This is a genomic window from Vibrio hangzhouensis (assembly GCF_900107935.1).
Taxonomy (GTDB): Bacteria; Pseudomonadota; Gammaproteobacteria; order Enterobacterales; family Vibrionaceae; genus Vibrio; species Vibrio hangzhouensis.
Map to the genome: position 1 here is coordinate 1 of NZ_FNVG01000041.1, position 25,382 is coordinate 25,382.

Here is a 25,382-nt window from a genome sequence, read left to right on the forward strand (position 1 = left end):
TGCTCAACGGTGACAAAATGCGACACTAGCTCAGTTGGTAGAGCGCAACCTTGCCAAGGTTGAGGTCACGAGTTCGAACCTCGTGTGTCGCTCCAAATTTAGGAAAGACGAAACAGCACACGAGGAACCTCGTGCCCAAGCTGGTCGCGTCGCTCCAAATAGATAGTCTTCATCGTACTTAACGGTGACAAAAAATGCGACACTAGCTCAGTTGATGGAGCACAACCTTGCCAAGGTTGAGGTCACGCCTTTCTCATGAAAATCGGGAACCTCATGTGTCGCTCCACTTCTCTTCAGAGGTGGACATCGAAAAGCGGTTATCTCACGATGAGATAACAAAGTTGAGAAACTTAGTCCTATCGCCGCCTGCTCTTTTCTAATGCTGAGAAGCATCATTCCCCAAAAATTAAAACCATCGGTCAATTGTCTTTAGTATGCAAGGCAATGCACTGAGCTGTGTATTCTATTTTCTACACACCTGTATCTCAGTAGGCGTATGCTTTGCTGGTGTGCCATTACATTTCAATTAACAGAGTTATCCACATTTTTATTCTGTGGATAAGTTGGTTGATAAATTGTATTTGTAGACTCTGAAAATAGACTTGGTGAAAGATCTTTACAGGTAGAGAACTTAATAATATCGTCTTAAATCAATCTTAACTTGTTGTTTTTTATGGGCTTAAATGTTTTTCTGATGAGGTATTCTTGACAGTAAAATGATCACCAAGCGACATTTATTTGATCCTGGTCATATATTTCAACTGTGTTTAACCTGATTTCTCAATGACTAACAGGCCTTGAAAATGTAGTTTTTCCACAAATCTAAATTTGAGATATCAGTCAAGAAAATTAATTTGATTTTTCGCTAGTCATTGACGCTCAAGCATCTCGGGGCAGTCCTTTCTTTACGATACGGATAAGACGCTGGTTTTTGTTGTGTAGGTTTGTGGTGACCGACTCAGGGAGTTGTTTTAATAATTTTTGTTTTGCCCACTCAATATGCTGGTCTAGGAACTCCGTTCGGCCGCTGACGTACTCTAAAGCTTCTAGGTAATGCTGAGAAAATGGGGCGTTGCCGATGGCGATGATGATGTTCCTTTGCCATTGTTCGTGGCCAATTCGTCGGATTGCGGAACCTTCCATATTCTTCAGGAAAGTAGTTTCATCCCACTCTAACAATCGGCACAAATCGGTATCATCAAAGGCGTCGCGTCGCTGGAAATCACCTTGTTGGCTTAGGGCTGCAAAACGATTCCACGGGCAGACCAATTGGCAATCGTCACAGCCATAGATTCGATTGCCGATGGCGTCACGATACTCTTCAGGAATGACGCCTTTGTATTCGATCGTCAGGTAAGAGATACAGCGTCTTGCGTCAATCACACCGTTGTCCAGAATGGCATTGGTAGGACAGGACGTCACGCACGCCGAACATTTACCACATTGGTTATCTACCGGTTCATCAACAGGAAGAGGAAGATCAATGAAGAGCTCTCCGAGAAAAAACCAGGAGCCAGCATCTTGGTCGAGCAGTAGGGAGTGTTTCCCAATCCAACCTAACCCGGCCTTTTGTGCAATGGGGCGCTCTAGAACTGGCGCGGAATCAACGAAAGGACGAAACCCCAACTCGGTAACTTCCTGCTCGATCTTTTGTCCTAACTTCTTGAGGAGATTCCGTATTAATTTGTGATAGTCGCGACCGAGCGCATAACGGCTGATGTAGCCACTGTGCTTATTTTCCAGATTGGATGCAAAGGCTGCATCTTCTGGCAAGTAGTCCATACGAACGCTGATAATACGACAGGTATTGGGGTGAAGCTTATCTGGATGAATCCTCAAATCCTGATGTGTCGCCATCCACGCCATATCACCATGATAGCCTGCATCAAGCCAGTTCTTAAGCGCAGATTCTTGTTCTTCAAGGTTGATATCACTGATACCCACCTTCTGGAAGCCAAGTTCTCGAGCCCAAACTTTAATGTCACTGGCAAGCTTATTGAAGTCCATCATGATCACTCATTTAGAAAAGGACGCGTATTCTATACTCAAAACCAATATGACCCAAGTATGAGTGTGAAAAATACCTTTATCCACTAGGAATCATGTCAGTATGGCGCTACGAGCAAGCTTTGTACGATAAAATTGTCTTTATTGATGCCGTTCGCCATAGGGATTATCTGAAAATAATGGTAAATTTTCTGATTACTTACATAAGATCACTTGTTTGTTAAAAGCGACACAGTTTACTATTTCGGCTCTCAAAGGCACCATTCAGAGAAAAAATGTGATGAGTATTAAAAAATTCAACTTAGCTGACGAATCGGCAACGATTTTAATTGGAACTAAATTAGCTAGTCTTTGTTCAAAACAAACAACGATTTATTTGCATGGTGATCTAGGCGCAGGAAAGACCACATTTAGTCGTGGCTTTATTCAAAGTTTAGGGCATCAGGGGAATGTGAAAAGTCCGACTTATACTCTGGTTGAGCCTTATCAGCTAGATGGGTGGAATGTTTATCACTTTGACCTGTATCGTCTGGCGGATCCAGAGGAGTTGGAATTTATGGGGATTCGTGACTATTTCTCTGATGATGCCATCTGTTTGGTGGAGTGGCCTGAAAAAGGCGAAGGGATCCTTCCTGCTGCGGATTTGGACATTAGCATCCAATATGTTGGAGATGCACGTGAGATCACCTTTACTGCAAATAGCGAATACGGAACAGAGTTAATCAATCAATTGGAGCTAAATTGATCAATCGTTTTCTTAGCAGCATGATGACATTCATGCTGCCGGTATTGTTGATATTTCCTACAGTTACGTTTGCCAATGCACTGGAAGGCATACGTGTCTGGCCGTCTCCCGACGAAACTCGTGTTGTTATCGATTTGAAATCGGAAGCAGACTACAGCTATTTCTCTTTGTCTGGCCCAAGTCGCATTGTTGTCGATCTTAAGAACACTACATTAAGCACCAAGTTGCCTATAGGGGTGACCGACAGCCCTGTTTTGTCAAAGATCAGAAAGAGCTCGCCACCTGATAAAGGTACATATCGACTGGTGTTCGAGCTAAAGGCTTCCTCCACACCACAGATATTTAAACTTAACCCTACCCCTGGTGGACAGTATGGTCATCGTCTGGTGATAGATTTACCTCATGGGAACGTGGAGAGTGCAACAGCACCGGTGGCATCGAAGAGCAAAACCCAAGTTAGTAGGGATGCCTCTCAACTGAGAGGAACGGCTGACATCGTAGTGGCGATTGATGCGGGACACGGCGGTGAAGACCCTGGTTCGATAGGGCCAACGCGAAAGTATGAAAAGCACGTCACATTAAGTGTATCTAAGAAGCTCGCCGCACAGATCGATGCCATTCCAGGAATGAAAGCCGTTTTGACACGACGTGGTGATTATTTCGTTAACCTGAATAAACGTTCAGAAATTGCTCGTAAAAACAAAGCTCATTTATTGGTTTCGGTCCACGCCGATGCATTTAGAACGCCGCAGCCCCGAGGCGCGTCAGTGTTCGTGTTGAATACCAGACGAGCCAATACGGAAATAGCCCGATGGGTTGAAAATCATGAGCAGCAATCAGAGCTGTTAGGTGGAGCTGGTGAAGTGTTGGCGAAAAACAACAATGATAGAAACGTCAGCCAGACTTTGCTGGATTTGCAATTCAGCCACTCTCAGAAAGAGGGCTATAAGGTGGCGACTAAGATTCTAAATGAGATGGGAAAAGTCGCACACCTTCATAAAAAAGAGCCGGTGAATGCCAGTCTGGCGGTATTGAAATCGCCAGATATTCCGTCGGTATTGGTAGAGACAGGGTTCATTTCCAACCCGACAGAGGAACGTCTGCTGACGACTCGCAGTCATCAGGACAAATTGGCGCGAGCGTTAGCAAAAGCGATTGTTCAGTATTTTGAAGCCAACCCGCCTGAAGGAACGCTGTTTGCCAATCGCGGCCAGCAGAAGAAACACACGGTGAAGCGAGGCGAGTCTCTTTCAGTGATCGCTCAGCGCTACGGCTCTTCTGTGTCGGCAATTAAGAGTGCCAACAGCCTCAAGAGTACGTCGCTTGCGGTGGGGCAGGTTCTCGTGATCCCTGGCAGTTCTGCACCGGTAAAAGTGAGCGCCAAAGTAAATACCGTTGAGACCGAGACGATCACCCATGTGGTAGCTAAGGGTGATTATCTGGGCAAGATCGCGGGTAAATATAAAGTATCCGTGGCAGATATTAAGCGTGAAAATAAGCTGAAATCAGATGTCCTAAAACTCGGACAAAAGCTGAAAATAACCGTTAGCCTGAAAGATTTACCGTTACGCAAACACACCGTGAAGCGCGGAGAGTTCTTGGGCAAGATAGCATCACAATATGGTGTCACAGTTCAGAGTATCAGAGATGCTAACAAGCTGCGCTCAGATTCACTGGCGGTGGGACAAGTGTTGTTGATACCCAACAAGTAGCCACCGATGCGAACTATCCAAATGGAGACGAGCCGTGACGATTAAAATCCTTCCCGCCCGACTGGCAAACCAAATAGCTGCAGGTGAAGTGGTTGAACGCCCCGCGTCTGTCGTTAAAGAGTTGGTAGAGAATAGCCTGGATTCCGGTGCGACGCGTATCGATATTGACATCGAAAAAGGTGGCGCTAAGTTGATTCGAGTGCGGGATAACGGCAAGGGCATCGTAAAAGATGAATTGCAGCTTGCCTTGAGTCGTCATGCAACATCCAAAATCCACACCCTTGATGATCTGGAAGCTATCATGAGCTTGGGATTTCGCGGTGAAGCGTTGGCCAGTATCAGTTCTGTTGCCCGACTGACTCTGACCTCGCGCCCTGCAACTCAGGAACAGGCGTGGAGTGCGTACGCCGAAGGGCGGGAAATGGCCGTTAAGCTCAAGCCTGCTGCGCATCCAATTGGTACGACACTGGAAGTATTGGATCTGTTCTTCAATACGCCAGCAAGACGTAAATTTCTACGGACCGAAAAAACCGAATTTACTCATATCGATGAGCTGCTTAAGCGCATAGCCCTGAGTCGCTTCGATGTTTCCATCAACCTCAAACATAATGGCAAATTGGTTCGTCAGTATCGAGCCGCAAAAACAGACACTCAAACAGAAAAGCGCATCGCTGCTGTGTGTGGTGCTGGTTTTGTCCGCAACATGCTGAAAATAGAGCTGCAGCATCATGATCTCAAACTACACGGCTGGATCACCACGCCGGAAGGGGCACGTTCACAGAGTGACCTGCAATACTGCTATGTGAACGGCCGCATGATGAAAGACAAGCTCATTAATCATGCCATCAGACAAAGTTATGAAAACAGCCTGGCTCCTGATCAATATGCCGCTTATATTCTATTCATAGACATAGACCCACATCAGGTGGATGTGAATGTCCACCCGGCAAAACACGAAGTGCGCTTTCATCAGGCAAGATTGGTGCACGATTTTATTTGTCAGGCATTGAGTGATGCCTTGGTTCAGGTCAAGTCGATTGATGAGCGACAGTCGTCTTCCGCCGCCTTTAGTCAAGCTGCTGAGGCGGGCATGCAAACGGTGCCAGAAACAGTTCACGAGCCGACACCTGAAGTTTCGCCATCACCGATGGTCGCGGATTCTGTAATCGACGCTGTCGAGCGCATTCCCGCCTACCCGGGACGACAGGATTATCGGCCTCAGCAAGAGACGCCTAGCTACCCGGGTAGCAGAGCATCCGCTCGACAGGAGATCAACGAGCCAGCTTCACGTCATGACTGGGTGACGCAGCGTGCAGTCAGCAAGTCATCAGGGAAGGCAAATCCACGAACTCCTGAGAAGGCGCCAAACGCTGAACAGGTCAAGGTGTATCAGGCATTGATGCAGACACCCGAAATGACGGAATCGACTTCGGTATCGGAAATACCGGTTGCGTCTTCCGCACAGGCTGAGGTTCAGTCCATTGGTGCGGCCATTGCGATTGTGGAATCTGCGTACGTGCTGGTTAAAGGGCAGCCTGGCTGCGCGCTGGTGTCACTGCATCGAGCCGAGTTTTATAAGTTGTTAGCGCAACTGGATCCCAAAGCGGGTTCACTGACAATGCAGCCACTTCTTGTGCCTTTGTCTCTGAAGGTCACAGAGGCTCAGTACCAGATCGCGCAAACTCAGCAGCAACGGCTGCTGATGTTTGGTATCGACATCAAAGTTCGTAATAAACAGACCATTATGGTGATGGGGGTGCCTTCCCCCCTCAGGCAGCAAAATTTGCAATTGTTAATTGATGAAATGCTGTCATACTTGGCGACCCTTGAGCAGCATGACATCAGTGCCAATTTATTAAGCCTGTGGTTAACCAAGAAAGTGCTGCAAGTAAAAAGTGGCTACACTTTGTCTGAGTCGGTTCAGTTACTGGGTAATCTGGAGCAGCTTTACAACGGTGTGTTACCTTTAAGCGACCCTAAATTTGTTCGTCCTGTCGATTTTACGGCCACAATTGCAGCGTTTTCATCATGAGTCAGAAATTACCACTAGTTTTGTTTTTAATGGGTCCTACCGCATCAGGTAAGACAGAGTTAGCAATACGACTACGCCAACAGTATCCAGTTGAGATCATTAGTGTGGACTCGGCTTTGATCTACAAAGGCATGGATATCGGTACGGCGAAGCCCGATGCAGAAGAGTTGTCACTGGCACCACATCGACTCATTGATATTCTGGATCCTTCTCAGGCCTATTCCGCGGCAGACTTTCGACGAGATGCGTTAGCTGAGATTGCGAAAATCCACGCTGAAGGAAAAATTCCGTTGCTAGTGGGTGGCACCATGCTTTACTTCAAAGCATTACTACAAGGGCTATCACCATTACCCGCTGCGGATCCTGAAATCCGTCAACAGATCGAAAATGAAGCTCAGGAAAAAGGTTGGCAGGCGTTGCACGATGAACTTCGTCGCATTGATCCTGTCTCAGCAGAAAGAATACATCCTAATGATCCTCAACGACTATCTCGAGCATTGGAAGTGTATCGAATATCAGGCAAGTCTCTGACAGAATTGACTGAAACAAAAGGTGAACCGTTACCATTTCGTGTAAAACAATTTGCGGTAGCGCCCAAAGATCGTGCTTTGTTACACAAACGAATTGAATTACGGTTCGAGAAAATGATACAAGCAGGCTTTGAAGATGAAGTCAAAGCGTTATATGCTCGTGAAGATCTTCACCCGGATCTGCCGTCTGTTCGCTGTGTCGGGTATCGTCAGATGTGGGAGTACATGGATGGAGAGAGTACACTGGAAGACGCGATTTTTCGCGGAATCTGTGCAACTCGCCAATTGGCCAAGCGACAAATCACCTGGTTAAGGAGTTGGGATGATTTGGTTTGGCTTGACAGCGAACACATTGAGGATTCGATGAAAACTCTCACAGATGCCATAGCATCTGATGGCATTAACTGTGTATAATGTGGTCGCTTTTGCTCATTTGTACCCAAAAAGGAACTGAGTTTTGTTTTCAAAGACAATAGTTGATCTATGATTATAAAACTAAGGGGTATTTCATTGGTTTAGCTCAGATGCAAAGGCAGCACCAAAATGCAGTGCACCAATAGCTAAATAATTAAAACTACAAAATTAATATAAGGAAAATAAAAATGGCTAAGGGGCAATCTCTTCAAGACCCATTCCTAAATGCACTACGTCGCGAGCGTATTCCTGTATCAATCTATCTTGTTAACGGGATCAAGTTACAAGGTCAGATTGAGTCGTTTGATCAGTTTGTGATCCTTTTGAAAAACACCGTAAATCAAATGGTTTATAAGCATGCGATTTCTACGGTTGTTCCAGCACGTGCTGTTAGTCACCACAGTGGTGAGCGTACTGGTGGTGATCGTCAACAAGAGAAATCTGACGATTAATACCGAATTTAATAAAACAAGACATATAAATAGGAGTTGGTTGCTTGTTTGACCGTTATGAATCGGGTGAGCAGGCTGTACTTGTTCATATCAACTTCACGCAAGAAGGTGAGTGGGAAGACCTCAGCGAATTTGAAATGCTCGTGTCTTCTGCCGGCGTTAATGCGTTACAAGTCGTAACCGGAAGCCGTCAGTCCCCTCACCCGAAATATTATGTTGGGGAAGGAAAAGCTCAGGAAATTGCCCAAGTGGTGCAGTTAACCGGTGCTGACATTGTGATTTTTAATCACGCGCTTTCCCCAGCCCAAGAGCGTAATTTGGAAGGTCTGTGTAAATGTCGAGTCTTGGATCGTACCGGTCTGATCCTCGACATTTTTGCTCAGCGAGCACGTACCCACGAAGGTAAGTTGCAAGTTGAACTAGCACAGTTGCGACACATCTCAACTCGATTAATTCGTGGCTGGACCCACCTTGAAAGACAAAAAGGTGGTATCGGTTTACGTGGCCCGGGTGAAACTCAGTTAGAGACTGACCGTCGACTTCTTCGTGACCGTATAAAGGCCATCTTGCGTCGATTGGAAAAAGTTGCAAAACAGCGTGAACAAGGCAGACGAGCCAGAAATAGGGCTGAAATCCCAACCATTTCCCTGGTGGGTTATACCAATGCGGGAAAATCAACACTGTTCAACCGCATTACTGAAGCTGGGGTGTATGCTGCTGACCAGTTATTTGCAACACTTGATCCCACTTTAAGAAAAATACAATTAGCGGACGTCGGTCCGGCGATCCTTGCGGATACGGTAGGATTTATCCGTCATCTTCCGCATGATCTGGTCGCGGCATTTAAAGCAACACTGCAAGAGACGCAGGAAGCTGACATTTTGTTACATGTTGTCGATGCCAGTGATGACCGATTTCGTGAGAACATTCAAGCTGTTCATGACGTGCTAGAAGAGATCGATGCTGATGAAGTACCGTCTCTGACCGTAATGAACAAAATAGATAATCTAGAAGGCCAGCGTCCACGTATCGAACGTGACGATGAAGGTGTTCCAAGAGCCGTTTGGGTTTCTGCCATGGAAGGGCAAGGAATCGAACTGTTGTTCGAAGCGCTGACAGAGCGTTTAGCGAGCCAGATGGTTCAGTATCAATTGCGAATTCCGCCGCAGTTTCAAGGGCGCTTTCGTAGTACATTTTTCCAAATGAACTGTATCCAGAGAGAGGAATACGATTCGGAAGGTAACTTGTTGATTGATATTCGGATGCAACAAGTAGATTGGTCTAGACTTGAAAAAAGAGAAGGGGCAGTTTTGAGTGACTTTATAGTTACTTAAAGGACTGCTACAGTATAACGTCATACTAAATGATGGAGCTTCCTAATGGCGTGGAATGAGCCTGGTAATAACAATGGAAACAACGGCCGCGATAAAGACCCATGGGGTAATAACAATCGTGGTGACCGGAACTCCGGTGGTCGTGATCAAGGACCGCCTGATTTAGATGAAGTCTTTAACAAGCTGAGTCAGAAAATCGGTGGTAAGTTTGGAAAACGTGGTGGTGGCCCATCACTTGGTGGTGGTGGCAGTGCAATTGGCTTCGGCGTAATTGCATTGATTGCTGTTGCCATTTGGTTCTTTTCGGGTTTCTACACTATCAGTGAAGGTGAGCGCGGTGTCGTTCTTCGTCTCGGTAAGTTCGATAGAATTGTCGACCCAGGTCTGAACTGGCGTCCTCGCTTTATCGATGAATATCAACCTGTGAATGTTCAGGCGATTCGCTCGCTACGTGCGTCTGGCACCATGCTGACAAAAGACGAGAACGTGGTGTCTGTATCAATGGACGTTCAATACCGTGTATCGGATCCTTACAAGTATTTGTTTGTGGTCACCAACGCGGATGACAGTTTGAGTCAAGCAACGGATTCTGCACTACGTGCAGTGATAGGTGATTCTTTGATGGACAGTATCCTGACAAGCGGTCGTCAACAAATTCGTCAAAGTACTCAAGAAACACTGAACGACATCATTGACAATTACGACATGGGCCTATCCATCGTAGATGTTAACTTCCAGTCTGCTCGTCCACCTGAGCAGGTGAAAGATGCATTTGATGACGCCATTGCGGCGCGTGAGGATGAAGAGCGTTTCATCCGTGAAGCAGAAGCTTACAAGAACGAGATTATTCCGAAAGCCACGGGTCGTGCCGAGCGCTTGAAGAAAGAAGCTCAAGGCTACTCGGAACGCATCGTCAACGAAGCTCTTGGTCAAGTGGCGCAATTTGAGAAGCTACTTCCTGAATACAACGCGGCACCTGAAGTGACTCGTAACCGTCTGTATCTGGATGCGATGGAAGAAGTTTATTCGAATACTTCTAAGGTTCTGATTGATTCGGAATCGAGCGGTAACTTGTTGTATTTGCCAATTGATAAGCTTGCTGGACAAGAAGGCGCGTCGAAATCTCGTAAACCAAAAGAAACTTCAGTCTATGAGGAGATTCAGTTGGATGCGTCGACAACCGATACATCTTCTGGCAGCAATTCGTCTCGCAATAACTCGACTCGTCAAGGGAGATACTAATAATGCGTAAATTGATGATACCAGTATTAGTCGTTGCCTTAGCCTTGATGCTGATGTCTCTGTTCGTCATCCCTGAAGGTGAGCGTGGCATCGTAATTCGATTCGGCCGAGTCTTGACGGATGGCAACCAAGTGTCTCGTATTTACGAGCCAGGTTTGCATTTCAAAATGCCTTTGTTTGACCGCGTTAAAACACTCGACGCACGTATTCAAACAATGGATGGTCGTGGTGACCGATTCGTAACGTCCGAGAAAAAAGACGTTATCATCAACACTTATGTTAAGTGGAAAATTGAAGATTTCCGTCAATACTATCTGGCGACGGGTGGTGGCAATGCATTAACCGCACAAGCACTACTCGAGCGTAAAGTGACTGATGTACTTCGTTCTGAAATTGGTTCTCGTGAAATCAAGCAGATCGTGTCCGGCCCTCGTAATACAGATGTGTTGCCAGACAGTGCTGACAGTGAAGAGGTCACGACCGAAGCTGCACGTCAAGCGTTAGAGATTGACGGTGAGCGTGACAAGATCATGGTTAACGTACTGAACGATACTCGTGAAAGTGCGATGAAAGACTTGGGTGTGAAGGTTGTGGATTTCCGAATCAAGAAAATCAACCTGCCTGATGAAATCAGTGAGTCAATTTATCGTCGTATGCGTGCTGAGCGTGAGTCGGTAGCGCGTAAGCACCGTTCTCAAGGTCGTGAGAAGGCAGAAGTTATCCGTGCGCAGGCTGAACTAGAAGTCGCAACACTGTTGGCTGAAGCCGATAAAACCGCTCGTGTAACACGAGGTGGCGCAGATGCTCAGGCCGCAGGTATTTACTCGTCGGCATACAACAAGGACCCAGAGTTCTATAGCTTTATGCGCTCTCTGGACGCTTACAAGACATCATTTGCTGACAAGAGCGATATCCTGCTTCTTGATCCTAAGAGTGAGTTCTTCCGTTACATGAATGATATGAACGGCGCTCCAGCTAAGTAATGACAGAATCTAGATGATACTAGGGCTCCTTTGGGGCCCTATTTTTTTGGAGAAACAAGCATGTCTCAATCACTATGGGTGGCATTTGGCCTGATGTTGGTGGTCGAAGGGCTGGGGCCTTTAATAGCACCAAAGGGGTGGCGCAATATGATTTCTCAATTGGCTCAGCAGCCAGACGAGCAACTAAGACGCATTGGAGGCTGTCTGGTTGTCGCAGGGGCCGTGATCACGTTTATGATGTTAAATTAGGCGCAATGATTGACTTTTTATTAGTCAACTTCAGAGACTTATCGAAGCGTGGCATTTTTATGCTTAAAAAATGACTGCATAATTGTGATTTCGGTGCTAGAATCCATTTTTAACTAGCAATCAGATTGGAAAGATGGGTAATAACGTAGTCGTTCTGGGCACCCAATGGGGTGACGAAGGTAAAGGTAAAATCGTAGACCTTTTAACTGAAGATGCAAAATACGTGGTTCGCTACCAAGGCGGTCACAATGCAGGTCACACTCTAGTCATTGACGGTGAAAAAACCGTTCTTCATTTGATTCCATCAGGTATTCTTCGCGACAACATCAAATGCGTTATCGGTAACGGTGTTGTTCTATCTCCTGAAGCACTTCTTAAAGAAATGAAACCTCTAGAAGAGCGCGGTATTCCAGTTCGTGAGCGTCTTTTCGTTTCTGAAGCTTGTCCTTTAATTCTTCCTTACCATATTGCTATCGACCAGGCGCGTGAAATCGCTCGTGGTAAGAAAGCAATTGGTACGACTGGTCGTGGTATCGGTCCTGCGTATGAAGACAAAGTTGCTCGCCGTGGCCTACGTGTTGGTGACTTGTTCGACAAAGAAATGTTCGCAGAGAAGCTCAAAGAAGTAATGGAGTTCCATAACTTCCAGCTAGAACACTTCTACAAAACAGACACTGTGAGCTATGAAGACGTTCTAGAGCAGTGCATGGGCTATGCTGACCTACTCACTTCTATGGTTATCGATGTAACTGACGAACTTGACGCAGCACGCAAGCGTGGCGACAAGATCATGTTTGAAGGTGCTCAAGGTACGCTTCTAGACATCGACCACGGCACATATCCGTACGTAACCTCGTCTAACACAACAGCTGGCGGTGTAGCAGCAGGTTCTGGTTTTGGTCCTCGTCACATTGGTTACATCCTGGGTATCACTAAGGCGTACTGTACTCGCGTAGGTTCAGGTCCATTCCCAACAGAACTGTATGACGGTCTGGACAAGCAAGACCCAATTGGCAAGCATCTGGGTACTGTAGGTCACGAGTTTGGCGCGACGACTGGTCGTCTACGCCGTACTGGTTGGTTTGATGCAGTGGCAATGCGCCGCGCAATCCAGATCAACTCTATCTCTGGCTTCTGTCTAACTAAGCTAGACGTACTAGACGGTCTGGAAGAACTGAAAATCTGTACTGGTTACAAGATGAAAGATGGCTCTATCCTAGAAGTATCGCCAATGGCTGCTGAAGCATTCGAAGAAGCAACGCCAATCTACGAAACTATGCCAGGTTGGTCAGAAACAACATTTGGTGCAACGTCTATCGAGCAGCTTCCTCAGGCAGCTCTAGACTACATCAAGCGCATTGAAGACCTAACAGGTGTGCCAGTAGACATCATTTCTACAGGTCCTGACCGTAACGAAACTATCATCAAGATCCACCCGTTTGAGTCTTAATCGATACGTTTGTTAATCAAGAGCCAGCGCAATGACGCTGGCTTTTTTGTATCTGAACACGGAGTGAGTCCGTTTAGAATGTGATCTTGTGCCAAGTTTTTGACGTTCTGAACGGACTTTACTGAAAAAGTGGCAAAATATTGCCGTATTGGTGTTTTTGGGGCTAAAGCGGGGCGAACAACTGCCGATAGAATAGAACCAGTCATCCATCTGGAGATGAAGGGGCAGTTGAGCATGAGGAGTAGCGACATCGTGATAAAGCGACACAAACTGGCAGCACTTGTCTGCATGGCGCTACTTGGTCCAGCAAAAACACTTCATGCTAAAGAGGTGGGAGCGCCTGTTCCGATTTACTCTGAAGATGAGCTTATTGGGCTGATCGAAGAAAATCGTCACCTCGCTCGTGTCAAAGAGGACAACTGTCAGCTCGTTGAAGACATCATGGCCCGTGCGACGCGCATCAACTTACCCTCATACGAGTTTTTATATGGCGACATGCTAGCCTGGGGTGTGTGTGTGCCTCAGGACGTTGAACTCGGACTGTACTATATGGAAAATGCGGCTCATCAGGGCTTGCCTGTTGCACTGGAGCAACTAGGCAGATATTACTCTCGCGGTACTTTTGTTCAACAAGACAAAGAACGTGCGATCCCGTATTTCCGCGAAGCGGCATCGATGGGTAATATTGATGCAAGAATCCAGTTGGCGGAGTTGTTGCTTAGAGATTATGGCAGTCCCCTTGATTATGAAGATGCTTATCGATGGCTGTATAACTCTGTCACTCCGGATGGCCGCAAGCACAAGCGTATTTCTATGTTAAGGCGTGGACTCGAGCAGCGTATGCCTGAAAACATCATCGCTCGGGCTAAACGTCGCACAACCTTCTGGTAGTAATCCTCTCTCTGGCTATAGAAATATAAAGCATTTCTGTAGCTTATCTTCTGTGTCAGTTATAATCGACGTATCCCTCCTAAAATATAGGTCAGACTATGTCGAACAAGCCTAGCGATATCAAAGTTGACGACCCTTTTGCAGCAAGAGAGTCAGAAAACTATGACAACCCTATCCCAAGCCGCGAGTTTATCAGTGACTTTTTAGCCAGCGTCAATGTGCCCATGAACAGAAACGATCTGTTTGAAGCGTTGGGGCTGTCTGGTGAAGAGCACTATGAAGGTCTTCGTCGCCGCCTGCGTGCCATGGAGCGCGACGGACAACTCGTGTTTACTCGGCGTCAATGCTATGCGTTGCCAGACAAGCTGGAGCTGATCAAGGGGCATGTCATCGGTCACAAAGATGGTCATGGCTGGGTACGTCCGGAAGGGAGCATGAATAAGGATAATGACGTCCTGCTTCCCCATCACCAGATGCGTACCTTACTGCATGGAGACTTTGTCTTAGTGCAACCTACGGGGACGGATAAGCGAGGTCGTAAGGAAGGGCGACTGGTGCGAGTTCTGGAGGAAAGAAAGACTCAGGTAGTCGGACGCTTTTTCTTAGAGTATGGCTACGCTTATGTCGTAGCGGACGATTCGCGTATCAGTCAGGATATTCTGATCCCCAACGAACACCGTGGCGGTGCCAGAATGGGCAACGTTGTGGTCGTGGAAGTGACCGATCGCGGTAGCCGCTCCCGTGGCATGATGGGGCAAGTGGTTGAGGTACTTGGAGAAAATATGGCTCCAGGTATGGAAACGCAAATAGCTATCCGTACTCACCAAATTCCTCACGAATGGCCTGATGAGGTGGAAAAACAGGTTAAACAGTTTGGTGAGTTTGTGCCCGAGGAGGCCAAACAAGACCGGGTGGATCTCAGAGAGCTGCCATTAGTAACCATCGATGGTGAAGATGCGCGTGATTTTGACGATGCGGTTTACTGTGAACCCAAGAAGAGTGGCGGGTGGCGATTGTGGGTCGCTATCGCAGACGTGAGCTACTATGTTCGTCCGGATTCACCACTGGATAAAGAAGCCATCGTACGTGGTAACTCGGTCTACTTCCCATCTCAAGTAGTACCGATGCTTCCAGAGGTGCTGTCTAACGGTCTTTGCTCGCTTAACCCGCAAGTGGATCGCTTATGTATGGTGTGTGAGATGACCATCTCTGCATCCGGTAAGCTGTCAGGTTATCAGCATTATGAAGCAGTGATGAACTCTCACGCGCGTCTGACCTATAACAAGGTGAACGACATCTTAGAAGGCGACGAAGAGCTGCGTCAGCGCTACAGTGCCTTGGTACCGCATCTGCACGAGCTGCATAGTATGTATCAAGTACTCAAGCGTTCCCGAGAGCAAAGGGGTGCGATTGAGTTTGAATCGGTGGAAACCAAGTTTATTTTTAATGCCGATCGCAAAATCGATCGCATTGAGCCGGTTGTTCGCAACGATGCACACAAGATCATCGAGGAGTGCATGATACTGGCGAACATCGCGTCGGCCTCTTTGGTTGAGAAAGCCAAAGAACCTGCCCTGTATCGTATCCACGAATCTCCGGGAGAGGAGCGCCTACAAGGTTTCCGGGATTTCCTCGGAGAGCTGGGACTGGACCTTTCCGGAGGGCTTGAGCCGTCACCGACCGACTATGCGGAGCTTATTAAGAAAATTGGTGAGCGCCAGGATAAAGAGCTTATCCAAACGATGCTGTTGCGTTCGATGAAACAGGCGGTTTACAACGCCGATAATGCCGGCCACTTTGGTCTGGCGCTCAAACGCTATGCACACTTTACTTCGCCGATTCGTCGTTACCCTGATTTGCTATTGCATCGCGCTATTAAGTATCTGATTGCTAAGCAGGAAGGGCGCAACACTGATCGCTGGACACCAACGGGTGGCTATCATTATTCTTTTGATGATATGGACTTTTATGGTGAGCAGTGTTCGATGACCGAACGCCGAGCGGATGACGCAACCCGAGATGTGGCCGACTGGCTCAAATGTGAATATATGCAGGACCACGTCGGTGAGGTGTTGGATGGTGTGATCGCCAATGTCACTGGATTTGGCTTTTTTGTGCGTCTTACCGAGCTACACATCGATGGCTTGGTGCACATTTCGAATTTGGCCAATGACTATTACCAATTTGATCCCATTGGACAAAGACTTATTGGTGAAAGCTTCGGAGCCATCTACCGTTTGGGCGATGCAGTTAAAGTCAAAGTGTTGTCGGTAAATCTCGATGATAAACAAATTGACTTTGAATTAGTGGAAACAAGTCGTAAGCTACGCGGCAAAGGAAAGACAGCGAAGAAGCGTCTTGCTGAGGCTGAGAAGAAAAAAGCCAAGGCAAAACAGCGTGTCGCAGAAGTAAGAGGAAAGCGCGGGTCGAAAGCGAAGCCTTTGGTAGAAGCCACCAAAAGGCCGGATGGACAAGAAGACGATGTGCTGCCGCACAAACGGAAAAAGTCCAAAGCGACCAAGTCTCGCAAGCACAAAGCGCGTCAGAGCAAGGCGCGCAGTCAAGCAAAGAAAAAATAACGAATTCAGGGTTATTCCATGAGCAACGAATTTATCTACGGCATTCACGCAGTAAAAGCGGTACTAGAACGAGATCCTGTCCGCTTTGTTGAGGCGTATGTGCTAAAAGGGCGTCAAGATGACCGTCTGATGCCAGTACTGAATGAGCTGAACCAAATGGGTGTCTCCATTCAACAGATGAACCGCAAGACGCTTGATGACAAAGCTCGCGGTGCTAATCACCAAGGCATTATTGCCAAGGTAAAACCAGCAAAGCAGCTAAACGAAAATGACCTCGATGACATTTTGGCGCAGCACGAACAGCCTTTGCTGCTGATTCTGGACGGGGTGACGGACCCACACAATCTCGGTGCGTGTTTGCGTAATGCCGACGCTGCTGGGGTTGCCGCAGTGATTGTACCGAAAGATAAATCAGCACCAATGACGGCTACGGTGAGCAAGGTCGCCTGTGGCGCGGCAGAGACAGTGCCACTTATCCGTGTCACTAACTTGGCGCGTACCATGCGCGCAATGCAAGAAAAAGGCATCTGGATTGTTGGCACGGCAGGCGAAGCAACGCACGATATCTATCAAGCGAAACTGTCTGGCTCTCTCGCCATTGTAATGGGCGCAGAAGGTGACGGTATGCGACGTCTGACTCGCGAGACCTGTGATGACTTGATCAAGATCCCAATGGCGGGAGCGGTATCGAGCTTAAACGTGTCGGTGGCATCCGGCATTTGTCTATTTGAAGCCGTTCGCCAACGCGCGCTTTAATTAGTGCTCCAATAATGACAAAGCCCCAGCATAAGACTGGGGCTTTGTTTTATCTACCGGCATACCAATTCAGGTTTAATAGTGCGGTGGTGGCGTTTCTTCCGATGGATCCGCAAGATTTGAGGTGTCCATGTTTTTAACTTTGCCGACGACATACTTCATTTGATCTTGCATCTTGCTGATCAATAGCTGTTGTTGTGTTAACGCATCGTTCAACTCGTCAATGGTCTGCTCTTGAAATGCCATTTTGCATTCCATGTCATTGATTCTCTCTTCAAGCGCTTGGATTTCTTTACTATTCATCGTCTTTACTCACTTACCTTCCAGGCTTGCACCACTCCGGCAGAAGATGCGGACAGTACGCGTTGGTTGCTTTCAAAAGCGGCATCATACACTACTCCTCGGGGGGGACGAACATCTTTTAGCATCTCAACCTCGTAGCCTTCAATGCGTTTACCACTGGCTGTACTCCAAATCATCATCCGGGATGAGGGAGAGCCGGTGGCGAGAAGCGTGCCGTCGTCAGAAAAACGCGCAGCAGAGAAAATGAGCTGTCTGCTCCAGCTGCTGAGCTGGCTAACGCGCTCTCCGGTATGCAAATCCCAGATAATGGCATTGTTGCCGGTGTCCGAGGTGAGAGCGAGTCGTCCGTCTCGTTGCAGCTCGACCGTTCCTACCCGTTGTTGATGCTCAAATTGGCGCAATATCTGACCCGATTCTGTACTCCAAAAATACGCATTATGGTCATTGCCGCCGGACAACGCGTATTTGCCATTGGGAGAAAGCGCCACAGAATTCACTTTTTCTACATGCGCAAGGAACTCTAGACGTCTTCCAGTGACTAAATCGATGAAAATGGCTTTACCGTTACTTAAACCAATCAAGACTTCATCACCACTATTGCCCAAAGCAATATCCTGAATGAGTCCATCGGAAACAGACCATAAGCCACTAGACTGGGACCAGCCGAGATCCCAGATGGCGAAGTTGGTTTGCGTTGCGGTGACAGCAAATCTGCCGTTGTCACTAAAACGGATGAGCGAAATGATGTTTTGTTCAGGATCCTGAATACCTAAACGTGCTAGTAGCTCGTTCTGGTTGAGGTCCCATAACTGTAAGTGCTGTTGCTTGGAATACAACAACGCGAATCGTGCATCCCGGCTGAGCGCAATGGCGGTAGAGCCGTCTACTGCCAGATCCCAACGTTTTTCTGAGTTCGTGGAGAAAAAGCAGCCATTTAACAGGCTGATGACAATTAGCCACAGCACAGAATGAGATATTATTCGCATCATTACCGTTATTCCACGTTGAGTCTTGAGTTTAAGCTAGTATATTTATAGTTTGAGCTACGAAGAAATAGTTACTAGATTTAGATAGTTACGCATGGTGGTTTTCAGAACAATATCATTAAGTGTGATTTGATGTCGAATCTGGGGAATGTCCATAATTGGAGAAATAAATGAAATCACTATTTAAAGTGTCGCTGCTTGCTGCGACAGTAATGTTGGCAGTCGGTTGTCAGAAAGAAGAACCAAAAACGGAGCCAGCGGCGCAAGAGCAAGTTCAGGCCGAAACGGGCAAAGCGGTTCACTTTAAAACTGAAGACGACAAAGCAGCTTATGCAATCGGTGTTTCTTTTGCGAACTACCTGAGCACAAGCATTGAGAAGCCGGCTGAGTTTGGTATTGAACTGAAGAAAGAGTTAGTGCTTAAAGGTATTGAACAGGCGTTCGCAGGTCAGGCTGAGCTTACAGAAGAGGAAATCCGCGCTGCACTCGAGGGCCTCGACAAGCGTGTTGCAGAGTCAATGCAGAAGCAAGCGACGGAAAAAGCGGCAGCGGCACTGAAAGCGGGTGACGAGTTCCGAGCGGAGTTTGAAAAACAAGACGGTGTGACGAAAACGGAATCGGGTCTACTTTATCTGGTAGAAACGGAAGGTACTGGTCAGCAACCAAAAGAAACGGATACGGTTGAAGTGCACTACAAAGGTACACTGATTGATGGTACTCAGTTCGATAGCTCATACGATCGCGGTCAACCAGCTGCGTTCCCGCTGAACCGTGTGATTCCGGGCTGGACCGAAGGCGTTCAGTTAATGAAAGTCGGTTCTAAGTATAAGTTCGTAATCCCGCCTGAGCTGGCTTACGGTGAGCAAGATACACCAACCATTCCGGCTAACTCGACGCTGGTGTTTGAGGTTGAGCTGCTGAAAATTGAAGGTGATGACGCGCAAGCCGCTCAGTAATCGCTGATTGTTATTAAAAAGGCTCACATCGGTGGGCCTTTTTTATTGCGACAATCTATATGCACCAGAAAAAGTTGCACTTTTTTTGCCCTAAATCACTTGTTGGAGACATACATAGAGGTGGGGTTCAAATTATCTGATAAACTTACGTTAATTTTTTTAAGTATTTTTAGGGTCAAAGTACAGTGACTGAAATTGCTAATCCGGATGAGTTGCTCGAAATGGAGTCGGTCGACGTGGCACCGTTTAGTGAGCACGACAAAATCATCTTAAAATCGTACGAAGCGGTGGTCGATGGGCTTGCCAGCCTGATCGGTCCGTTTTGTGAAATTGTTTTGCACTCGCTAGAGTCATTGAACACGTCTGCGGTGAAGATTGCCAATGGCGAGAACACCGGCCGTCAGGTTGGTTCACCGATCACCGATCTTGCGCTTAAAATGCTCAAGGATATTGAAGGCTCTGAGCGCAACTTTTCACGCTCTTACTTCACTCGGGCGAAAGGTGGCGTGTTGATGAAGTCTATTACGATAGCGATTCGTAATGGGGACAATCGTGTGATCGGTCTGCTGTGCATCAACGTGAACCTGGATGCGCCTTTCTCGCAAATACTGCAGTCATTTATGCCAACTCAGGATGCGAAAGACGCCGCATCCTCGGTAAACTTCGCTAGCGATGTCGAAGAGCTGGTTGACCAGACGGTAGAACGAACTATCGAAGACATTAATGCGGACAAATCGGTATCAAACAATACCAAGAATCGCCAAATCGTTATGGAGCTCTACGACAAGGGGATCTTTGATATCAAGGATGCCATTAACCGGGTCGCGGACCGATTGAACATTTCGAAACACACGGTGTATTTGTATATTCGCCAGCGTAAAACTGAGGACGAATAACTTGTCGGCGTTAAGCTATACCTTAGTAGTGAACGGCTCTGTCTATGGCAGCCAGTCTGCGCGCAGTGCTTACCTGTTCGCTAAAGCGTTAACGGCCAAAGGACACAAGTTGGTCAGTGTCTTCTTCTATCAGGAAGGCATTCACAATGCGAGCAGGTTGACGGTGCCAGCCAATGATGAGTTTGATCTGGTGTCGGCGTGGCAGAATTTGGCTAAGGAACATGGGGTTCGTCTCGAAACTTGTGTGGCGGCATCGCTACGACGCGGTGTGCTGGGAGCCGATGAGGCCCAGCAACATCAGCGTAACGGTGATAATCTTGCTGAGGGTTTTGAACAGGCCGGGCTGGGCAGTTTGGCCAGTGCTATGCTGACACAAGACAGGGTGGTACAGTTTTGACAACATTAGCTTTCGTATTTACCTCATTACCCCACACGACGGCACGGGGACGAGAGGGACTGGATGCCTTATTGGCAACCTCGGCTTTTACCGAAGACATCAAAGTTTTTTTTGTTGGAGCCGGAGTCAATCAATTGCGATTGAACCAGGATTCCGAGGCGGTGTTATCCCGGGATTACGTGAGTGCGTTTAAACTTATGGACCTTTATGATTTGGAACAGGTCTATGTGTGCGAAGCCAGTCTGTCTCGCTATCAACTCAGCACGTCGCAATTGATAGCCGATGTACAGGTACTCAGTCCGGAATCACTCGCCAGTGAACTCAGTCAGTGTCATAAAGTGTTAACTTTTTAGAGTCTCTATGCTGCACATTATTAAAAGCGAAACTGGTTACCAGTCAGCACGACAGTATTTGAATCAGGGCGATGATGTACTCCTGATAGAAAGCGCGAGCTACATACCAACAACCACCGAATTAGATGATCGTTGTGGTCACTACTCACTCAAAGAGGATTTGGTCGCCCGTGGCCTTAGTATTGAATCTACCGAACGCACGCAAGTGGTCGATTTTAATGGCTTTGTTGACCTCACTGAGCGACATGTTGCCAGTACGACCTGGGAATAGTACGTCGTTATTATTATCCGGTGAACGCAAAAACCATCTGTTTGACTAAAAAAGATCTGTATATTTCTTGACACACATCCCACTGCTGCATAGAATTTTGCGTCCCTAATTGCCATTGGTGATTGGGGCAAGATTTTTCACAAAGCTTACTTTCAAGTAAATCAGGAGCTAGTTAATGGCAACTATTAACCAGTTGGTACGTAAACCTCGTGCAAAGCAAGTTGTTAAAAGCAACGTGCCTGCACTAGAAGCGTGCCCACAAAAACGTGGTGTATGTACTCGTGTTTACACTACTACACCTAAAAAACCTAACTCAGCACTTCGTAAAGTATGTCGTGTTCGTCTAACGAACGGCTTCGAAGTAACTTCGTACATCGGCGGTGAAGGTCACAACCTTCAAGAGCACAGTGTTGTTCTAATCCGTGGCGGTCGTGTTAAAGACCTTCCGGGTGTACGTTACCACACTGTTCGCGGCGCACTTGACTGTGCTGGCGTAAATGACCGTAAACAAGGTCGTTCTAAGTACGGTGTGAAGCGTCCTAAGTCTTAATGCCCTTCTTTTTAAAAGAGAAGCGTTAAGTAAGGCCAAACACTAAAATTAAAATTTTAATTTTTGAAGAAACTGTAAAGTTTTGGATAACCTGAAGAATAAGACAACGGAGAAATTCCATGCCACGTCGTCGCGTAATTGGTCAGCGTAAGATCCTTCCAGATCCAAAGTTCAAATCTGAGCTGCTGGCAAAATTTGTAAACATCGTAATGGTTGACGGTAAGAAATCAACTGCTGAAAAAATCGTTTACGGTGCACTAGAAACTATGGCTGAGAAGTCTGGCAAAGACCACTTAGCTGTATTTGAAGAAGCTCTTGAAAATGTTCGCCCAGCGGTAGAGGTTAAATCTCGCCGTGTAGGTGGTTCAACTTACCAAGTACCTGTAGAAGTACGTCCGGTTCGCCGTAACGCACTTGCTATGCGTTGGTTGGTTGAAGCTGCGCGTAAGCGTGGTGAAAAATCTATGGCTCAACGCCTAGCTGCTGAAATGCTAGACGCGTCTGAGAACAAAGGTACTGCGGTTAAGAAACGTGAAGACGTTCACCGCATGGCTGACGCGAACAAAGCGTTTGCTCATTACCGCTGGTAATACCTTTTCAGTGCTGCGAGGTTCTCTCGCAGCACTTTTCTACACTCTAAGGTTAACCTTAGTAAGAGGATACAATCGTGGCTCGTAAAACTCCTATTGAGCGCTATCGTAATATCGGTATCGTTGCTCACGTAGATGCAGGTAAAACAACCACAAGTGAGCGTATTCTGTTCTACACTGGCCTTTCTCACAAAATCGGCGAAGTTCACGATGGTGCTGCAACCATGGACTGGATGGAGCAGGAGCAAGAGCGTGGTATCACTATCACATCTGCTGCGACTACTACCTTCTGGCGTGGTATGGAAGCACAATTCCAAGATCATCGCGTAAACATCATTGATACCCCTGGACACGTTGACTTTACTATCGAAGTAGAGCGTTCTTTGCGTGTGCTTGATGGTGCAGTGGTTGTATTCTGTGGCTCATCAGGTGTTGAACCTCAGTCTGAAACTGTATGGCGTCAAGCTGACAAGTACCACGTTCCACGTATGGTATTTGTGAACAAGATGGACCGTGCAGGCGCAGACTTCCTACGCGTTGTGGACCAAATTAAAGATCGTCTTGGTGCGAACCCGGTTCCAATCCAGTTAAACATTGGTGCGGAAGATGAGTTCAAAGGAGTCATCGACCTTATCAAGATGAAAGCAATCAACTGGAATGACGCCGATCAAGGCATGACCTTCACTTATGAAGACATTCCGGCTGAACTGCAAGACGAAGCTGAAGAGTGGCGCAACAACATGGTTGAAGCCGCTGCAGAAGCGAACGAAGAGCTGATGGATAAATACCTTGAAGAAGGTGAACTATCAGAAGCAGACATCAAAGCGGGTCTACGTGCTCGTACACTAAACAATGAAATCGTACTGGCAACATGCGGCAGTGCATTTAAGAACAAAGGTGTACAAGCGGTACTGGACGCAGTGATTGAATACCTGCCTTCTCCGGTTGACGTACCTGCAATTAAAGGTATCGACGAAGAAGAAAAAGAAGTTGAGCGTCACGCAGACGACAACGAACCGTTCGCTGCTCTGGCATTTAAGATTGCGACTGACCCATTTGTTGGCACCCTGGCGTTTATGCGCGTTTATTCAGGTGTCGTTAACTCAGGTGATGCAGTTTATAACTCAGTGAAGCAGAAACGTGAACGCTTTGGCCGTATCGTACAAATGCACTCGAACAAGCGCGAAGAAGTGAAAGAAGTTCGTGCCGGTGACATTGCAGCAGCGATTGGTCTGAAAGACGTGACGACGGGTGATACGCTGTGTGACCAGAACCACAAAGTGATTCTGGAGCGCATGGAGTTCCCTGAGCCTGTTATTCAGATCGCGGTAGAGCCTCGTTCTAAAGCTGACCAAGAAAAAATGGGTATTGCGCTTGGCAAACTTGCTGCGGAAGACCCGTCGTTCCGTGTGGAAACCGATGATGAAACTGGCCAGACACTAATTTCTGGTATGGGTGAACTTCACCTGGACATCATTGTTGACCGTATGAAACGTGAATTCAGTGTTGATTGCAATGTGGGTAAACCTCAGGTTGCGTACCGCGAAACGATTCGCGGCAGCACAGAAGTTGAAGGCAAATTTGTTCGCCAATCAGGTGGTCGTGGTCAATATGGTCACGTATGGCTTAAGCTTGAGCCATCTGACGCGGGTGAAGGGTTTGTATTCGTTGACGAGATTGTGGGTGGTGTGGTTCCTAAGGAATACATCAGTTCGGTATCGAAGGGTATCGAGGAGCAAATGAACAACGGTGTGCTAGCCGGCTATCCTGTACTGGATGTGAAAGCGACACTGTTTGACGGCTCTTACCATGATGTCGACTCTAGCGAGATGGCGTTTAAGATCGCTGGCTCGATGGCTTTCAGGAAGGGTGCGCTTGAAGCTCAGCCTGTCCTTCTTGAGCCAATGATGAAAGTTGAAGTAACCACTCCAGAAGATTGGATGGGTGATGTTGTTGGTGACCTAAACCGTCGCCGTGGCATGATCGAAGGTATGGATGAAGGCCACGCTGGTCTTAAGATTGTCCGTGCACAAGTACCACTCTCTGAAATGTTTGGCTACGCAACTGATTTGCGTTCTGCTACTCAAGGTCGCGCGTCATACTCGATGGAATTTAGCGAATATGCTGAAGTTCCAAAGAATGTGGCGGATACGATTATTGCACAGCGCAGCTAATCAGCTATTGTTTAGTAATGAATCTATTGCGTTGAGTAAAATTGACGCATAAAATAGCAAATTCTGGCGCGCCCCGACTTTAAATTTGTCTTCGGGGCGAATCATAACTAGGAAGGAACACGATCGTGTCTAAAGAAAAATTTGAACGTACTAAACCGCACGTTAACGTTGGTACTATCGGCCACGTTGACCACGGTAAAACAACTCTAACTGCTGCAATCTGTACTACTCTTGCAAAAGTGTACGGCGGTGAAGCGAAAGACTTCGCATCTATCGATAACGCTCCAGAAGAGCGTGAGCGCGGTATCACAATCGCAACTTCTCACGTTGAGTACGACACTCCAACTCGTCACTACGCACACGTAGACTGCCCAGGACACGCGGATTATGTTAAAAACATGATCACTGGTGCTGCGCAAATGGACGGTGGTATCCTAGTTGTTGCTGCAACTGACGGCCCAATGCCTCAGACTCGTGAGCACATCCTACTAGGCCGTCAGGTTGGTATCCCATACATCATCGTATTCATG

General features: G+C 47.2%; 25 protein-coding genes and 2 tRNA genes. 24 read left to right on the forward strand and 3 right to left on the reverse strand.

Going from position 1 to position 25,382, the window contains the following annotated elements; translation table 11 throughout:
* Positions 1–19: 19 nt before the first annotated feature.
* Both C4S60_RS22280 and C4S60_RS23595 read left to right on the forward strand, forming a co-directional pair.
* A tRNA-Gly gene (locus C4S60_RS22280) sits at positions 20–95 on the forward strand.
* 101 nt (positions 96–196) lie between these two features.
* A tRNA-Gly gene (locus tag C4S60_RS23595) sits at positions 197–286 on the forward strand.
* Between the two features lie 593 nt (positions 287–879).
* On the opposite strand, the gene queG is transcribed toward C4S60_RS23595, so the two are convergent.
* On the reverse strand, positions 880–2,007 hold the full coding sequence (gene queG, locus C4S60_RS22285; RefSeq protein WP_103882627.1) for a tRNA epoxyqueuosine(34) reductase QueG: 1,128 nt from the start codon (positions 2,005–2,007) through the stop codon (positions 880–882).
* A 280-nt stretch (positions 2,008–2,287) separates the two neighbouring features.
* On the opposite strand from queG, the gene tsaE reads away from it, so the two are divergent.
* The 13 genes from tsaE (at position 2,288) to rlmB (ending at position 17,376) form a co-directional block, all read left to right on the forward strand.
* A complete protein-coding gene (tsaE, locus tag C4S60_RS22290) occupies positions 2,288–2,752 on the forward strand; it encodes a tRNA (adenosine(37)-N6)-threonylcarbamoyltransferase complex ATPase subunit type 1 TsaE (protein ID WP_103882629.1) in 465 nt (154 codons plus the stop codon).
* A gap of 20 nt (positions 2,753–2,772) precedes the next feature.
* Complete coding sequence (locus C4S60_RS22295) at positions 2,773–4,464, forward strand: LysM peptidoglycan-binding domain-containing protein (protein ID WP_103882631.1); 1,692 nt, start codon at positions 2,773–2,775, stop codon at positions 4,462–4,464.
* Positions 4,465–4,498: 34 nt separating this feature from the next.
* Positions 4,499–6,496, forward strand: coding sequence for a DNA mismatch repair endonuclease MutL (gene mutL, locus C4S60_RS22300; RefSeq protein WP_103882596.1), 1,998 nt, complete (start codon positions 4,499–4,501; stop codon positions 6,494–6,496).
* Positions 6,493–7,440 carry a tRNA (adenosine(37)-N6)-dimethylallyltransferase MiaA gene (gene miaA, locus C4S60_RS22305; protein WP_103882598.1) on the forward strand — a complete coding sequence of 316 codons (948 nt, stop codon included), beginning with the start codon at positions 6,493–6,495 and terminating at the stop codon, positions 7,438–7,440. The genes mutL and miaA overlap by 4 nt, the downstream gene beginning before the upstream one ends.
* Positions 7,441–7,628: 188 nt before the next feature.
* Positions 7,629–7,892, forward strand: coding sequence for an RNA chaperone Hfq (gene hfq / locus C4S60_RS22310; protein WP_042503236.1), 264 nt, complete (start codon positions 7,629–7,631; stop codon positions 7,890–7,892).
* Positions 7,893–7,936: 44 nt separating this feature from the next.
* Entirely contained in the window at positions 7,937–9,226 is a 1,290-nt protein-coding gene (gene hflX / locus C4S60_RS22315; RefSeq protein WP_103882600.1) for a ribosome rescue GTPase HflX, read from the forward strand.
* Positions 9,227–9,271: 45 nt separating this feature from the next.
* Positions 9,272–10,468, forward strand: a complete 1,197-nt coding sequence (hflK, locus tag C4S60_RS22320; protein ID WP_103882602.1) for an FtsH protease activity modulator HflK — start codon at positions 9,272–9,274, stop codon at positions 10,466–10,468.
* 2 nt (positions 10,469–10,470) lie between these two features.
* The gene (hflC, locus tag C4S60_RS22325; protein ID WP_103882604.1) at positions 10,471–11,451 is read left to right on the forward strand and encodes a protease modulator HflC; all 981 of its coding nucleotides are present in this window, start codon (positions 10,471–10,473) and stop codon (positions 11,449–11,451) included.
* A 60-nt stretch (positions 11,452–11,511) separates the two neighbouring features.
* On the forward strand, positions 11,512–11,700 hold the full coding sequence (locus C4S60_RS22330) for a DUF2065 domain-containing protein (RefSeq protein WP_103882605.1): 189 nt from the start codon (positions 11,512–11,514) through the stop codon (positions 11,698–11,700).
* A 133-nt stretch (positions 11,701–11,833) separates the two neighbouring features.
* Positions 11,834–13,150 (forward strand): adenylosuccinate synthase, encoded by a 1,317-nt coding sequence (locus tag C4S60_RS22335; RefSeq protein WP_103882607.1) that lies wholly within the window; start codon positions 11,834–11,836, stop codon positions 13,148–13,150.
* A gap of 234 nt (positions 13,151–13,384) precedes the next feature.
* Positions 13,385–14,041 (forward strand): flagellar protein MotX, encoded by a 657-nt coding sequence (gene motX / locus C4S60_RS22340; RefSeq protein ID WP_425275154.1) that lies wholly within the window; start codon positions 13,385–13,387, stop codon positions 14,039–14,041.
* Positions 14,042–14,139: 98 nt separating this feature from the next.
* Positions 14,140–16,620 carry a ribonuclease R gene (rnr, locus tag C4S60_RS22345; protein ID WP_103882609.1) on the forward strand — a complete coding sequence of 827 codons (2,481 nt, stop codon included), beginning with the start codon at positions 14,140–14,142 and terminating at the stop codon, positions 16,618–16,620.
* Between the two features lie 18 nt (positions 16,621–16,638).
* Complete coding sequence (gene rlmB, locus C4S60_RS22350) at positions 16,639–17,376, forward strand: 23S rRNA (guanosine(2251)-2'-O)-methyltransferase RlmB (RefSeq protein WP_103882611.1); 738 nt, start codon at positions 16,639–16,641, stop codon at positions 17,374–17,376.
* A gap of 75 nt (positions 17,377–17,451) precedes the next feature.
* On the opposite strand, the gene C4S60_RS22355 is transcribed toward rlmB, so the two are convergent.
* Both C4S60_RS22355 and C4S60_RS22360 read right to left on the reverse strand, forming a co-directional pair.
* A complete protein-coding gene (locus tag C4S60_RS22355) occupies positions 17,452–17,679 on the reverse strand; it encodes a SlyX family protein (RefSeq protein WP_103882613.1) in 228 nt (75 codons plus the stop codon).
* A gap of 5 nt (positions 17,680–17,684) precedes the next feature.
* Positions 17,685–18,665 carry a WD40 repeat domain-containing protein gene (locus C4S60_RS22360; RefSeq protein ID WP_167391014.1) on the reverse strand — a complete coding sequence of 327 codons (981 nt, stop codon included), beginning with the start codon at positions 18,663–18,665 and terminating at the stop codon, positions 17,685–17,687.
* 170 nt (positions 18,666–18,835) lie between these two features.
* Between C4S60_RS22360 and fkpA the strand changes: the two genes are divergently transcribed.
* The 9 genes from fkpA to C4S60_RS22405 form a co-directional block, all read left to right on the forward strand.
* The gene (fkpA, locus tag C4S60_RS22365) at positions 18,836–19,621 is read left to right on the forward strand and encodes an FKBP-type peptidyl-prolyl cis-trans isomerase (protein WP_103882617.1); all 786 of its coding nucleotides are present in this window, start codon (positions 18,836–18,838) and stop codon (positions 19,619–19,621) included.
* A gap of 221 nt (positions 19,622–19,842) precedes the next feature.
* Positions 19,843–20,517, forward strand: coding sequence for a helix-turn-helix transcriptional regulator (locus C4S60_RS22370; RefSeq protein WP_051647237.1), 675 nt, complete (start codon positions 19,843–19,845; stop codon positions 20,515–20,517).
* Position 20,518: 1 nt separating this feature from the next.
* Positions 20,519–20,914, forward strand: a complete 396-nt coding sequence (gene tusD, locus C4S60_RS22375; protein WP_103882619.1) for a sulfurtransferase complex subunit TusD — start codon at positions 20,519–20,521, stop codon at positions 20,912–20,914.
* Entirely contained in the window at positions 20,911–21,267 is a 357-nt protein-coding gene (tusC, locus tag C4S60_RS22380) for a sulfurtransferase complex subunit TusC (RefSeq protein WP_103882621.1), read from the forward strand. The genes tusD and tusC overlap by 4 nt, the downstream gene beginning before the upstream one ends.
* Positions 21,268–21,274: 7 nt before the next feature.
* Entirely contained in the window at positions 21,275–21,538 is a 264-nt protein-coding gene (tusB, locus tag C4S60_RS22385; RefSeq protein ID WP_103882623.1) for a sulfurtransferase complex subunit TusB, read from the forward strand.
* 175 nt (positions 21,539–21,713) lie between these two features.
* Positions 21,714–22,088 carry a 30S ribosomal protein S12 gene (rpsL, locus tag C4S60_RS22390; protein ID WP_004399892.1) on the forward strand — a complete coding sequence of 125 codons (375 nt, stop codon included), beginning with the start codon at positions 21,714–21,716 and terminating at the stop codon, positions 22,086–22,088.
* A gap of 119 nt (positions 22,089–22,207) precedes the next feature.
* On the forward strand, positions 22,208–22,678 hold the full coding sequence (gene rpsG, locus C4S60_RS22395) for a 30S ribosomal protein S7 (RefSeq protein WP_042478937.1): 471 nt from the start codon (positions 22,208–22,210) through the stop codon (positions 22,676–22,678).
* A 77-nt stretch (positions 22,679–22,755) separates the two neighbouring features.
* Positions 22,756–24,852 (forward strand): elongation factor G, encoded by a 2,097-nt coding sequence (fusA, locus tag C4S60_RS22400; protein ID WP_103882625.1) that lies wholly within the window; start codon positions 22,756–22,758, stop codon positions 24,850–24,852.
* Between the two features lie 125 nt (positions 24,853–24,977).
* The coding region (locus C4S60_RS22405; RefSeq protein ID WP_146060892.1) for a GTP-binding protein at positions 24,978–25,382 on the forward strand (405 nt) is incomplete at its 3' end.